Here is a 13,141-nt window from a genome sequence, read left to right as displayed (position 1 = left end):
GGCGACCAGCGGGCCTCATTAACATATAGCCTTGTGAGTCAGTCGTTGCGAGAATATTAGCAGGAAAAAGGTTTTTCGCTGCGCCAGGGCACCATCGTCGATGCGACGATTATTCACGCGCCCAGTTCGACCAAAAACGAGGACAGCAAACGCGATCCGGAGATGCGCCAAACCAAGAATGTATGGCCAGCCCATCCCCTACAAACCAGCTTGATGAACGGTAAAACATGCTTGCGCTAATGTATTCGGGCTCATGGTTGAGCACAGCAGTGCTCGGCCCTCGATGAAAAGTCGCTCCCCACTGTCCGTGATAAAGGCATCAGCTGCGAAAAAAACTATCTTCGTTTTCAGGTATTCAGTCGGGATATCTGCCGTTTATCGTCATCATCATTGTCGTCGCAAAAGTCGGTAGTAACTCGGTGGGGCAGGCCATTTGTTACGCGTTGTAGCTACCGCCTCGGGCCAATACAGCCCAGATGATTCTGGCCATTTTGTTGGTTAGCGCACAAGCAACCTTGTTCGGGGGCTTACGAGTCAAAAGGTTTCTTACCCAGGCTCCGAGTGCATCGTTCCTCTTGTCGATGCGGATCATCAGTGCGTGAGCGCCATGCACCAGCAGGCAGCGCAGATATTTATCGCCGCGTTTGCTGATGCCGAGCAAGATCGTCTTGCCCTCGGTTGAGTACTGTCGAGGCACCAACCCGAGTGAGGCGGCAAAGTCGCGCGAATTTTTGTAAGTCGAAGCATCGCCGACGTCGGCTAGCAGCGCGCTAGCGGTGAGAGGGGCGATGCCGGGGATGCTCAACAAGCTCGTGCCGGCGGCGTCCTCAGACGATTGCTGTTTGATCTCGACATCTATCGCGTTGATATCTCGAGTCAGGCCTTGAATATCGAGCAGCATTCGGTCAACCGCATTGTGCAGTCAAATCGGCAGTTCGTGGTTTTTCATCAGGGCCGGTATCTGCTCCAAAGCAGCATATCCAACGGGAAAAATGATGCCGAATTCCAGTAGAAAACCGTGCACCTGGTTGATGATTCCCATACGGTTATCTACCCAAGACTTGCGCAGCTTATGCTCGGTCGACAGGATCTGCTGTTCAAGGGTCTTTACCGGAACCGAGCGGGTTCTGGGGCGCGACGCTGCTTCGCAGATGGCCTCTGTATCGATGAAGTCATTCTTGTTGCCGGTGACGTAGGCCTTCACATGCTGCGCCGCGATTAATTGCACGCGGTGGCCTAATCCCTCAATCTGCCTAGCCAGCCACTGCGAACCGCCGCAGGACTCCATGGCAATTTTGCAGTTTGGCAACTGCGCCAGATATGGCAGCAATTGGCTTCGATTGAGCTTCTTGCGCAAGAGCTGATTTCCTCTGGCGTCCTGGCCATGCAAGTGGAAGGTGTTCTTGCCGATGTCGATACCTAGAAGCGTTACGGTACTCATGAGAGATCCTCCTTCGGTAAAAAGAGAGACCCGGTAAGTCTAGACTCACCGGGTCTCTCGAACCGGGCTGACCATCTCATTAAGGGAACCAATACTTTTTTGGGATGAAGGCGCATATCGGTGCTGATGTTGAGTCGGGGCTGGCTCACCACGTTCACGGCACGGCGGCGAATGTAGCTGATCTCACCAAGGTTGCCGAACTGCTGCATGGCGAGGAAAACGCGGTCTATGCCGATGCGGGCTACACCGGTGTCAAGAAGCGCGAAGAGCATGAGAATCGCGAGGCGGTATGGCAGATCGCAGCTCGGCGCAGCATCTACTCCAGGCCGAGTAAGCGCAGCGTGCTTTATAAGGCCAAGCGAAAAATCGAGTACCTCAAAGCCCAGACGCGGGCCAAGGTTGAACTTACTTTTCGGGGGATCAGGCGTCAGTTTGGTTATGTGAAGGTGCGTTTTCGCGGGCTGATGAAGAACACCGCTCAGTTGACCACGCTGTTCGCTCTATCAAACCTGTGGATGGCTCGAAAACAGGTGATGGGTATGGGCGAGTTACGCGTGTAACACGGGGAAATGGGCTGACAAGCCAGGCAAGGCAGTGTGCACGGGACGCTTCGCGAGAATATAGCGCCGAACGCCACGATGTTTTCAACTTGCCGCGCGGTTGCCGCAAGTTGATCGGAGCATCTTTAGGTCCCTGTCCGCGATCTATCGCATGCCTGGGCCAGTCCAGTGGTTAAGTCTAATAGGTAGGGGGCGAGTCTCTCATCGCAGGAAATGGACAGCCACTATCATGAATGTACTTCCGACACGCATAGCGGGAGAGGGCAATTGGCCGCCCAGTCGCTGCTAACGAGCTCGCTATGTGGAGCATATGCCTCGGTGAAGGTATCGGCGCGCCGTCGAATCGCATGAAGCGCTGGATCGGTAAAGTTGACTGGATGGCGTTCGGCGCGCAAGATCTAGTCCTTTTCCTGCGTGATCTTCCACAAGAAATTGGGAGGCATGAGTCTCTTGGTTTACAGGCTAAAAATGGGGGGGGCGATATATTCGAGGCGGGAGCTAGGAATCGAATACGAGTTTCGTCTACTCAGTCCCGGGGAGTGGACCTAAATGACTGTAAGAGCAAGGGTGTAATCCGAATGAGAAAAGTCGCAATCTTACAGTCTAATTATATAACCTGGAAAGGATACTTCGATCTCATTGCGGCGGGTGATGAATTTATCTTATATGACGATAAGCAGTATACGCGGCTCCTCAGCTCTGGGGGGGATTTCAGCACGGAGTGACTATTTTAAACCTGTTGATGAGTTATGGTGGATGGGCAAAGAATTCGATGAGGTTCGTAAAGTGAAGTTATCTATTGTCGCAACGTTATATAAGTCTGCCCAGTACATAGGAGAATTTTGCAGTCGCGCAGGGGCAGCGGCGACTAAGCTGGTGGGCGATGATTATGAAATTATCCTGGTGAATGATGGGTCGCCAGATGAAAGTTTAAACGTGGCGAAAAATATCGCTAACCTTGACCTACATGTTTGTGTTGTTGACTTGTCAAAGAATTTTGGTCATCACAAAGCGATGATGACGGGTCTGCAACAGGCGACTGGTGAGCGGATCTTCCTTATTGATAGCGACTTGGAAGAGGAGCCGGAGTGGCTCAACTTGTTCGCCGAATGTATGGCGGTACATCAATGCGATGTGGTTTATGGTGTGCAAGAGGCACGTAAAGGCGGGTTGGCCGAACGAGTAAGCGGTCCGATTTTTTACCGAGCATTTCGGTTGCTGACGGGAATCTCGCAACCGGACAACATCGTTACCGCGCGATTGATGACAAATCAATACGTAACTGAGTTACTAAGACACGAGGAACGAGAGTTAAATATTGGAGGTCTTTGGCTTATTACGGGTTTTGATCAGCGCGCGCTGTCAATTGTCAAAAAAGCTACAAGTCCGACTACCTACTCATTGCGTGGGAAGCTGAGCCATTTTGTTAACGCTGTCACCTCATTCAGCAGTTTGCCGCTCGTGTTCACGTTTTATGTAGGCGGAATTGTTTCGATCACGGCGCTGTTATTTATAGCCTATCTTGTAGTTCGTTATTCTTTGGGGGCTGCACCGCCAATGGGCTATACTTCTATTGTTGCTTCTATATGGTTGTTCTCAGGTCTTATTATTTTCTTTATCGGTGTTCAAGGCATTTATATTTCGAAGATATTTACCGAGGTAAAGCGTCGCCCATATACGATTATTCGCTCGATTTACCGTGCCGAACGTGAGGGCTCTTCAAAATGATTCGTTCAGACTTGCCGTTGGCCGCCTACGGCGTTGTAGAAGGTTTCAGAACGGCCGCTTCGGTTAACCCTGCCGTTGAACAATTACGAGCCATTGGCTATGCTATAATTGATTCGGGTAACACTCAGAGTGAAATTATTGATATTGGAGATAGGTTCGCACGAATCTCTGATCAATACATCACCGAGCATGGTCGGTCTACGCTGGAGTCGATTAACGAAATCGATACCATTCGAGCGATTTTGACACAGGGCGATGAGACCTTTTTACAGATTGCAATGAACGCGGTGTTAAAGAGCGTAATTGAAGAGCTTATTGTAGGAAAATACATACTGAATCAACAGAACGGTATAACTAATCCGCCACGAAAGCAGTACAGTCAATCGGCATGGCATCGTGATCTTCCATATCAGCATTTCGTATCATCAAGGCCTTTGGCGCTAAATGCATTGTATTGTGTCGATGATTTTACTACGGATAATGGTAGTACGTTTGTTTTGCCTGCGTCACATAAAATAGAGCAGTTTCCTAGCGAAGATTATATTCGCCGAAATGCTGTTCAGGTTGTAGCTAAAGCTGGTTCTTTCATTATACTGGACTGCATGCTTTTTCATTGCGGCGCCTACAATAATACTCTTTCACCCCGTCGCGCAATAAATCATCTTTTTACGGTGCCTTACATTAAGCAGCAAATAAATTTGCCAATGGCGATGGTCGGAAAATCGCTGAATGATGAACAAAAAGCTTTTCTCGGTTTCGATTATCAGATCCCACCGTCGGTAAGCAGTTACATCAGTAGTAGAAATAGCCAAAAATACTGAATTTTTTTCAATTTAAGAAAAAATCAAAAAATTAAGGAAGGCCTTTATGAGAGATTTAGTTTACTGCTGCCCCATTACGAAGCAACCGCTTAGAAAAGAGGGTGATGCTTTTTTAACCGAATCAGGTACCTCCTATAAGCTTCTTTCATCGGCTGCAGGTAACGATATTCCTGTTTTTATCTCCGCGGACCAACTAACCGGCGGGGATGTTATATCTAATGCAATGTATGCAAAAGACGATGCTGAAGAATCATATGATAATTTTCTGAGCTGGTTATTTCTTACTTTTGATCAAGACGAGCGGGAATTCAGGCTTGGTCTCATAGAACGTCTTGGTGTCAAACCTGATTATAAAGTGCTAGTCACAGGATGTGGTCTTGGCGATGATTTGAAGTATCTGTATCCGATACTAAGAGAACAGGGTGAATTGTATGCTCAAGATTTATCTGATTTGATGGTTGCCGCAGCCTCGCGGCGAATGACGGAAATGTTTCAAAATAGTGAAAATTTACACCTTTCTGTATCAAATGCGTCAGCGTTACCTTTTCCTGATGGGTACTTTGATGCAGCTTACCATTTTGGTGGGATCAATCTGTTCTCTGATATACCTTCTGCGATTGATGAAATGGCCAGGGTTACCAAAGTTGGTGGGCGAGTGCTGATAGGTGACGAGGGCGTGGCTCCTTGGTTGAAAAATAAAGAATTTGGGAAAGTCGCAATTCGCAATATTGCTTTGTGGGCATCAGATCCACCTCTGCAGTATATTCCTGAGTATTCGCGCGATGTAAATCTATCTTGGGTTCTAGGCAATTGTTTTTACATAATTGATTTTACCGTTTCATGCGGTCTTCCATATATGAACATAGATTTGGTGCACAAAGGGGCCAGAGGTGGATCTATGCGGACACGTTATTTCGGACAGCTAGAGGGTGTTGACCCCAACTTGAAAGCCCGTGTCCAAGAGGCTAGTGCTGGTGCCGGGAAAAGCGCAAGCCAATGGATCGAAGACGCACTGCGCTTGCAATTAGATTCCAGCAAATGAAGTTGACTGACCCACAGATTATAAGTGAGGAGGCAGCAGTGGAAGATAAAAATATCTTGACTGAAGTGTCTGATTGTTGCAGTCAGAAGCTTGCTGAGCATGGGCAGACCGCGAAAGGAGTGGACTGGAACGGAGTTGAAAGTCAATCTTTGAGATTTGAGCAGTTGAGCAAGGTTATTCAGGAGGCAGCCTTTTCTATTACAGATTTAGGTTGCGGTTATGGTTATGGTGAGTTACTTGAGTATCTTCCCAGTTCTCGGTTGAAAAATTTATGAGTGCCAGGTGGGAGAAACTTGGGCTTCTTTACTGTCCTGGTTTAAAAGGCCGGCATCCGAAGTTGTTAACTCACGCAGCTAACCCGTTACCTCTTCATATATCTGGGAATGTTTACCGGATATTTTATTGTGGTAGAGATTATGAAAATCGTTCATCCGTAGGCGCTGTCGATATCGACATTGTCAGGCGTGAAGTTGTTGAGGAGCATTACGCTCCGTTCTTTGTACACGGCCCGTCAGGGAGTTTCCATGCTGATGGTGTAAGCATCGGTAATTGCTATGAAAGGCTTGGGCGCACTTACATGACTTTCATGGGTTGGCAGTCGCCTGCTCAAGGACACTGGCGCGGGGATATTGGGCGGGTAGAGATACGTGATTTGACCATAGTTCCCGAATCAGAGCAGTTGTTAATGGGGATGGATCACGAAGACCCTATCAGCCTCGCTTACCCCTGGGTTGCTCCCCGTGCACAGGGAGGTTTCGATATGTGGTACCCGTCCGTGGTGTCTTGGGAGGTGGGGAATGGTGAGATGCTGGCAGTCTTAAAGCACGCAACGTCTACAGATGGGGAAAAGTGGTCCAGGCACGGTGCGGTTGTTCCTTACGCACTGGGCGTTGCTCAGGCTTTTTCGCGGCCAAGTGTTATACAGTCAGATGACGGCCTCCATATGTGGTTCTCTTATCGCGCCGGAACGGGCCAATCATATCGAATTGGGCACGCTGTCAGTGCGGTGAACGGCCAATGGGAGTTGGCGCTCAAAGGTCTTTCCATCGATGTATCCGATACAGGCTGGGACAGCGAGATGGTGGAGTATCCTTTTGTTTTTAGACACAATGACCTGATCTATATGCTTTACAACGGTAATGGCTACGGTAAGACGGGTTTTGGTTTAGCGGTATTGAGGGAATGATTGGGATGTTTAAAAAATATTGGCGAAACGAATTAATTGAGCAATTGATTCGGTATGCGATTGTAGGCGTGGTCATCAATAGCACGGGATTTGTTATTTATCTATTTTTGACCTGGCTCGGTCTGAATCCAATCCTGACAATGAGTTGCCTTTACTGTATCGCAGTAACTATTAGTTTTTTTGGCTCAAAGAATATTGCATTTAATCACGAGGGTTCGCACGCAACTGCTGCTGCGCGCTACTTTATTGCGCATCTGGGTGGCTATGGCATGAACTTAAGTTTGCTACTTTTTTTTCACGACTATCTGGCTTGGCCGCATCAGTGGGTTCAGGCAGGTGCAACTGTGGTGGTAGCTCTTTATTTGTTTGTTGCGTTTAAGTTATTCGTGTTTCGCGTTAGGTCATAATTCAGCTTGTAAAATGTTGTTGTCGTGAGTTTTTTAAGTTTCGCATAGTCAGGCTGTAGTAATTTTTTGAGCTCGATTTTAGATAATTCATGGTTTGTGATATTATAATGAACGAATATTAAATAGATTTTAACCGTCAGTATATGACCGGTAAAGAGTTATATTGTATTGCTGAAGCGAAGTTTGGAAGTATGCTCGTGGGTGACGGCCCTTTCACTGTAACCGCTCCATTAACCCCACAGCCAACGTCGACAGCTGAGGTTGGAGCGAGAATTGTGTTCCCACACCATCAGCCGAGTCATCCACCGTACCGAGATTTGCTACTCATGACTTAGCTTGTAGCCAGTGGACTGCCAGGCACCTTTGGCACATATAGCTGGCACAAGAATGCCAGACGCTCAGTTTTACCGGGGGGTGGAAGCTCTAAAAGTGTCCGCAGTCTATTACATATAGGACTGAGCACCGAGTGTATTTGCCAATGAACTCAGAAGACTGGACATTCGTGAGCAACGGCACTTGGTCGGTAAGTGCCTGGGTTGAACGGCTACTTTTGGCCCAGAGTGTGTAAAAACGCTTTCGCGAACCCTTGCTATGATTTCTGAGGATTTTATCGCTGGGATCGCCTATGAAGCGCTTTATCCAAGGTGAACATCGAGGCCAAGGCACCTTACTTCCCGAGAGCCTCGACGACTACGTCAGCGATACCAATCCGGTGCGGGTAGTCGACGTCTTCGTCGACGAACTGGACCTGGTCAATCTGGGTTTTGAAAGTGCCATTCCAGCCGATACTGGCCGGCCGGCTTACCATCCCGCGATCCTGCTGAAGGTCTACATCTACGGCTATCTCAACCGCATCCAGTCGAGCCGACGTTTGGAGCGAGAAGCTCAACGCAACGTCGAGCTGATGTGGTTGACCGGGCGTTTGATGCCGGATTTCAAGACCATCGCTAACTTCCGAAAAGACAACAGCAAGGCCATTCGGGGCGTCTGTCGCCAGTTCGTTGTGCTCTGTCAGCAGTTGGGACTGTTCGGAGAAAATCTGGTCGCCATCGATGGCAGTAAATTCAAAGCAGTCAACAACCGCGACCGCAATTTCACCAGCGCCAAACTGAAGCGGCGAATGGAAGAAATTGAATCGAGCATCAACCGTTACCTGAAGGCACTCGATGCTGCCGATCGGCAAGAACCAACAGCCTCCGAGCCCAGCGCCGTGCGGCTGGAGGAGAAAATTGCCAAGCTGAAGACGCAAATGAAAGAGCTTCAGGCGATCGAAATCCAGCTCAACGAATCGCCGGATAAACAGGTCTCACTGACCGATCCAGACGCCCGCTCCATGATGACGCGCGGCACGGGAATTGTCGGCTACAACGTGCAAACAGCGGTCGATACCCAGAACCATTTGATCGTTGCTCATGAGGTCACCAACTTCGGTTCCGACCGCGATCAACTCAGCTCGATGGCGAAGCTGGCTCGCGATGCCATGGCGTCCGAAACGCTGGCGGTGGTAGCTGACCGAGGTTACTTCAAGAGTGAAGAAATCCTTGCCTGTCACGACGCGGACATCACTGCCTACGTGCCAAAGCCGATGACTTCAAGCGCCAAGGCGGATGGTCGATTCAACAAAGATGCTTTCGTTTATGACGCGACGAAAAACGAATACATCTGTCCGGCTGGAGAGGCGCTGCCTTGGCGCTTCTCCAGTATTGAGAAAGGCATGAATATGCACTGTTATTGGAGTTCGAAATGCCAGGGCTGCGCGCTGAAAACGCAGTGCACGCCGAGCAAAAATCGTCGAGTAAGGCGCTGGGAACATGAAACGGTGCTGGAGGAAATGCAGCGCCGGTTGAACGATGCACCGGACATGATGCGAATCCGAAAAAGGACAGTTGTGCATCCCTTCGGGACGCTCAAACAATGGATGGGCTCAACGCATTTCCTGACGCGCAAACTGGTCGGGGTAAGCGCGGAGATGAGTCTGAATGTACTCGCCTACAACATGAAGCGGGTTATGAACATCATAGGTACAGCAGGCTTGCTGAAGGCGATGGCGGCGTAAAGCCTCGGTTTTCTCTGCCCCAGAAGGCGCTAAACCGCAACATAACCGCTTTGGAACGTCAGTAATGCTTATCACGGAAAACGCTTGGTAATCGCATCGCCCAGGAACGCCTGGTTGACGCACTCGATATACGAAAGCGTTTTTACACACTCTGGGCCGTTATCTGCCTGATGCCAAAGGCAGTTAGTCAGAGCAGAGGGGCCGCCGAATGGATTCCAGTGGTACATAAATGGTACGAGCGAAAGAGGAAGCTTCTGTAGGCTTTTTTTTTAAAGGCTCGTTGGTTCAGTAGGTCCAATCCATCATCGGGGCCACACTGAAGCGTCGGGACAGCTCAGGACGGGATTGGCTAAGGTTTACGGGGGCTTCAGCTTTTTCGAAATTCATTGATACTGATCTTTTATACAGCGGTTTTTACCCATTTTTCCTTGTTTTTCGAAGTCAGTTGCTACGATGTAGCACGCGAAGTCGGCAATGTAGCAACGGGAAATGGGCACGATCACATCACGCAAGCGCAAGTACAACTCGACGGCCTACTCGGCGCAGATACGGATCAATCGGGACGGGGAAACAGTTTATCAGGAAAGCTAAACCTTCGACCGCAAGCAGGTCGCCCAGGCCTGGATCAAGCGTCGCAGGACGGAGCTGGCCAAGCCCGGTGCCATCAAGCGCGCGAACCGCAAGAGTGTGACGATCAGGAAGATGATCGAGCAGTACTTGGGCGAGAATGAGAAGATCCGTCCGCTGGGCAAGACCAAGAATGCCGCGTTGAATGCCATCAAGTACACCTGGTTGGGTGAACTCGACGATTCGGTTTCCTTTCCGCCCGACCCGAGTGATTCACAAGACGTGCCAAAGTCGCCATACAAGTCAGTATCGATGTACTTTGGCCTTGAAGGATATACAACAAATCCGCAGATTAAGATCCTCAAAATTAACTTTAAACGCAGCGGTAAATGGCCCGAAAGCGATTTCACCTACTATGCGGAAAAACGGGTTGAGCCACAGTATTTGAGTCGGAAAGTTCTGAGGATGCGCCTACAAGGGGCAGTTCAACGCTATGAAGTACTTGGTTGGGCTGCCTGGCATGCTCTACAAGTACAAATGCACGGATAGCTCGGTACTTGAATCCAGCGGTACACAACCCCTGACCTCCAAGACTGTCAGCAACTATTATCTTTCCGACTGGCTGCAGAGCATTGTGGCTATCGAGGCAGGCTTGTACGAAAGCAATGGGGAGAAACTTCAAGACACCGGTGCCTACCGCTATTCAACGAACTATGTGATAACCACTCCTTCGGGCGGCCAGGCCAGGGTGGTAATCGACGAGGCACACCGGTGTAGTTTGCCATGAGAGAGATGGCGTGAATGCGGAAGGCCCGTCAGGCCGCTGCTCAGCATTCGCAAGTACATCGTTGCCGCCACTCCCGATCCGACCAATAGCTGGCGGAATCTGTCAGATTGCGGTCTGCGGGCTTTAGTGGGGCAAAAATGGCCTCACTCACTGCCGGTTGCCAGTGTTTTACGCAAAAGTGTGTGCCAGTTTATCAGGAAGGTCGGGCGGTCGACAGCCAGGCCAGAGGCCGGATCTGTTGGCGTGTTAGGCGTGTTAGGCGAGTATGGTGACTGTAATGTGCACGTAGAGGCAGCAGTAAGGTTTATATGACCGTGCCGATGAAAGCCGTTTGGAGAGTAAGCGCAGGGGAAGGTACACTGCGCGACTTTTTACACTAGAAGTGCCGCATGGACAGCTTGAGCGATCCGAAATCTGTATCACACAACGTTAAATCCAAACCAGCCTACCGAGCTGATATCGACGGTCTACGAGCCGTGGCCATTCTGTCGGTGGTCATTTTTCATGCGTTCCCGTCGAGGCTGCAGGGCGGGTTCATTGGCGTCGATGTTTTTTTTGTCATTTCCGGGTTTCTGATTTCCAGCATCATCTTCAGAGGGATGCATCGCGGTGATTTCAGTTTCACTGAATTTTACGCCCATCGTATCAAGCGCATTTACCCTGCTTTAGTTGTCGTGCTGGCGGCAAGTTACGCGTTTGGCTGGTTTGTGTTGTTGCCCGATGAGTTCAAGCAGCTGGGCAAGCACATGGCGGCTGGCGCCGGCTTCGTGCAGAACTTCGTCCTGCTGCAAGAAGTGGGGTACTTCGATACCTCAGCCGAACTGAAACCGCTTCTGCATCTGTGGTCACTGGCCATTGAGGAGCAGTTCTATCTGATCTATCCGGTGCTGATCCTGCTCGCGTGGCGCAAGGGGTTCAACGTCCTGACGGTCGTTCTGACGTTGGGACTGATCTCCGTCGTGTTGAATGTCGCGAGAGTGACCGATGACCCCACCGCGACGTTTTTCCTGCCGCAAACCCGCTTCTGGGAACTGTTGGCGGGAGCGGTTCTGGCGTACCTGCAACTTTTCAAACAAGCGCAATTTGCCGAGTGGATGCAGCGTTGGGTGTTTCATCCGGTTCTGTTCCGGCACCCGCCAGTGTTGGCTCAACGTAACGCAGTACTCAACAACCTGTTGTCGAGTGTTGGATTGCTTCTTCTTGTCGCAGGTTTTTATTTTATCGACAAAAACACGCCATTTCCGGGCTGGTGGGCAATGCTGCCGGTTTCAGGGACATTTTTACTGATTCTCGCCGGGCCTGAAGGGTGGGTGAATCGAGTCATACTGGCGAACAGATTGATGGTGTTCGTTGGGGTCATCAGCTACCCGCTCTACCTCTGGCATTGGCCGATCCTCTCGTTTGCACGAATCCTCCTGGTCGAGATTTCGCCTTGGACTCGTTTGGGGGCAGTGCTGCTCAGTGTTGTATTGGCCTGGTTGACCTATCGTCTGATCGAAAAGCCCATCCGGCTTGGAAAGAAAACCTGGGTCAAGACCGCTGCTCTGAGCCTATTGATGGTCATTGTGGGCCTGGTCGGATTTCAAGCTTTTATGAGCGGTGGAGTACCGTCCAGAGTGGAGCAGTTTGCCAAAGTCACAGAGGCGTCCGCTGAGTGGGGTTATCCCGGCAAACTTACGAATGAGAACTTTGAGGGGATCCAGTATTACTCCCTGCGATCCGAGAAACCGTCGGTCACCCTATTCGTGGGCGATTCCAACATCGAGCAGTTTTTCCCCCGCGCCGAGGCGTTGATCGCCAGCAACCCCAAGGATACCAATGGGGTTATCTTCAAGACGGGCGGCGGGTGCCTTGCCATTCCCGGGATGCCCTATGATTTGAAGCACAAGCATTGTGTGACACTCATGCAGGATGCTCTAAGACTGGCCAAAGAAAAACCCGAAGTTGATACCGTAGTCATTGGCTCGCTCTGGAATGCTTATCTTAAGTCCGGCGTATTCATGGCCAGTCAATTCGGAGTGGGAAGCCCAGAGTATGTTGATGCGTTGAACAAGCTGGGCGCTTACATCAAGGAACTTCGCGCGTTGGATAAGCGGGTATATGTTGTGCTCAACATCCCGGGAGGTTACCAACTTGATCCCCGTTACATGGTCCAGCGCGATCTGAAGGCGTTTCCGAAATTGATGTCTTTCAAAAGCAACGGAATTCCGCGCGACAATCTGGAAAAGGCTTACGGGCAGATACAGACTGATTTGGCACACGTTGCCATAACTGCTGGGGCTATGGTTATAAAGCCGATGGACTATTTATGTAATCCAGATTGTTCTGGAGTTGATGCTAATGATGAACCTATGTACAAGGATGGGGATCACCTCAGGCCAAAGTACGTGCGCCTGAAAGCGGATTTCATCGATGAAACGATGAGGTAGACGGCCGCCATCCCTGTTACCGGGTGAGAACGTCAATGCATCACCCGCTGAGCTCAGTTCGGGTGGCTGCAGGGTCAATAGGTAGTCAATCGATGGATCGTAATGAAAAAGGGCGCT

The 13,141-nt window shown here is 50.1% G+C and carries 9 protein-coding genes and 4 pseudogenes; 12 read left to right on the top strand and 1 reads right to left on the bottom strand.

The window, feature by feature from the left end; translation table 11 throughout:
- Positions 1-63: 63 nt before the first annotated feature.
- Positions 64-177, top strand: a pseudogene (locus ACI77H_RS04055) (IS5/IS1182 family transposase); the annotation flags it as partial.
- Between the two features lie 259 nt (positions 178-436).
- Here the strand turns inward: ACI77H_RS04055 and ACI77H_RS04050 are convergent.
- Positions 437-1,441: pseudogene (locus tag ACI77H_RS04050) on the bottom strand (IS110 family transposase).
- A gap of 83 nt (positions 1,442-1,524) precedes the next feature.
- Between ACI77H_RS04050 and ACI77H_RS04045 the strand changes: the two are divergent.
- The 11 genes and pseudogenes from ACI77H_RS04045 to ACI77H_RS03995 form a co-directional block, all read left to right on the top strand.
- Positions 1,525-2,001 (top strand): annotated as a pseudogene (locus ACI77H_RS04045) (transposase); the annotation flags it as partial.
- Between the two features lie 299 nt (positions 2,002-2,300).
- Complete coding sequence (locus tag ACI77H_RS04040; RefSeq protein ID WP_407010474.1) at positions 2,301-2,726, top strand: WbqC family protein; 426 nt, start codon at positions 2,301-2,303, stop codon at positions 2,724-2,726.
- The gene (locus ACI77H_RS04035) at positions 2,653-3,729 is read left to right on the top strand and encodes a glycosyltransferase family 2 protein (RefSeq protein WP_407010473.1); all 1,077 of its coding nucleotides are present in this window, start codon (positions 2,653-2,655) and stop codon (positions 3,727-3,729) included. The genes ACI77H_RS04040 and ACI77H_RS04035 overlap by 74 nt, the downstream gene beginning before the upstream one ends.
- Positions 3,726-4,550 carry a phytanoyl-CoA dioxygenase family protein gene (locus ACI77H_RS04030; RefSeq protein WP_407010472.1) on the top strand — a complete coding sequence of 275 codons (825 nt, stop codon included), beginning with the start codon at positions 3,726-3,728 and terminating at the stop codon, positions 4,548-4,550. Before ACI77H_RS04035 ends, ACI77H_RS04030 begins: the two co-directional genes overlap by 4 nt.
- 46 nt (positions 4,551-4,596) lie before the next feature.
- On the top strand, positions 4,597-5,592 hold the full coding sequence (locus ACI77H_RS04025) for a class I SAM-dependent methyltransferase (protein WP_407010471.1): 996 nt from the start codon (positions 4,597-4,599) through the stop codon (positions 5,590-5,592).
- Positions 5,593-5,630: 38 nt separating this feature from the next.
- The gene (locus ACI77H_RS04020; RefSeq protein ID WP_407010470.1) at positions 5,631-5,867 is read left to right on the top strand and encodes a hypothetical protein; all 237 of its coding nucleotides are present in this window, start codon (positions 5,631-5,633) and stop codon (positions 5,865-5,867) included.
- Positions 5,864-6,778, top strand: a complete 915-nt coding sequence (locus ACI77H_RS04015; RefSeq protein ID WP_407010469.1) for a hypothetical protein — start codon at positions 5,864-5,866, stop codon at positions 6,776-6,778. Before ACI77H_RS04020 ends, ACI77H_RS04015 begins: the two co-directional genes overlap by 4 nt.
- Before the next feature lie 5 nt (positions 6,779-6,783).
- Positions 6,784-7,185, top strand: coding sequence for a GtrA family protein (locus tag ACI77H_RS04010; RefSeq protein WP_407010468.1), 402 nt, complete (start codon positions 6,784-6,786; stop codon positions 7,183-7,185).
- A gap of 625 nt (positions 7,186-7,810) precedes the next feature.
- A complete protein-coding gene (locus tag ACI77H_RS04005; protein ID WP_407010467.1) occupies positions 7,811-9,241 on the top strand; it encodes an IS1182 family transposase in 1,431 nt (476 codons plus the stop codon).
- Between the two features lie 489 nt (positions 9,242-9,730).
- Positions 9,731-10,054 (top strand): annotated as a pseudogene (locus tag ACI77H_RS04000) (site-specific integrase); the annotation flags it as partial.
- Positions 10,055-10,984: 930 nt separating this feature from the next.
- Positions 10,985-13,024, top strand: coding sequence for an acyltransferase family protein (locus ACI77H_RS03995; RefSeq protein ID WP_407010466.1), 2,040 nt, complete (start codon positions 10,985-10,987; stop codon positions 13,022-13,024).
- The last annotated feature ends 117 nt before the right edge of the window (positions 13,025-13,141 follow it).

The sequence above is a fragment of the Pseudomonas sp. O230 genome (assembly GCF_045447035.1).
Classification (GTDB): Bacteria; Pseudomonadota; Gammaproteobacteria; order Pseudomonadales; family Pseudomonadaceae; genus Aquipseudomonas.
This window is presented reverse-complemented; position numbering and strand designations above follow the sequence as displayed.

Bases quoted from the DNA above. Each gene is read 5' to 3' on its own strand.
- ACI77H_RS04040 (WP_407010474.1), top strand. From the start codon at position 2,301: ATGTGGAGCATATGCCTCGGTGAAGGTATCGGCGCGCCGTCGAATCGC.
- ACI77H_RS04035 (WP_407010473.1), top strand. From the start codon at position 2,653: ATGAATTTATCTTATATGACGATAAGCAGTATACGCGGCTCCTCAGCT.
- ACI77H_RS04030 (WP_407010472.1), top strand. From the start codon at position 3,726: ATGATTCGTTCAGACTTGCCGTTGGCCGCCTACGGCGTTGTAGAAGGT.
- ACI77H_RS04025 (WP_407010471.1), top strand. From the start codon at position 4,597: ATGAGAGATTTAGTTTACTGCTGCCCCATTACGAAGCAACCGCTTAGA.
- ACI77H_RS04015 (WP_407010469.1), top strand. From the start codon at position 5,864: ATGAGTGCCAGGTGGGAGAAACTTGGGCTTCTTTACTGTCCTGGTTTA.
- ACI77H_RS04010 (WP_407010468.1), top strand. From the start codon at position 6,784: ATGTTTAAAAAATATTGGCGAAACGAATTAATTGAGCAATTGATTCGG.
- ACI77H_RS04005 (WP_407010467.1), top strand. From the start codon at position 7,811: ATGAAGCGCTTTATCCAAGGTGAACATCGAGGCCAAGGCACCTTACTT.
- ACI77H_RS03995 (WP_407010466.1), top strand. From the start codon at position 10,985: ATGGACAGCTTGAGCGATCCGAAATCTGTATCACACAACGTTAAATCC.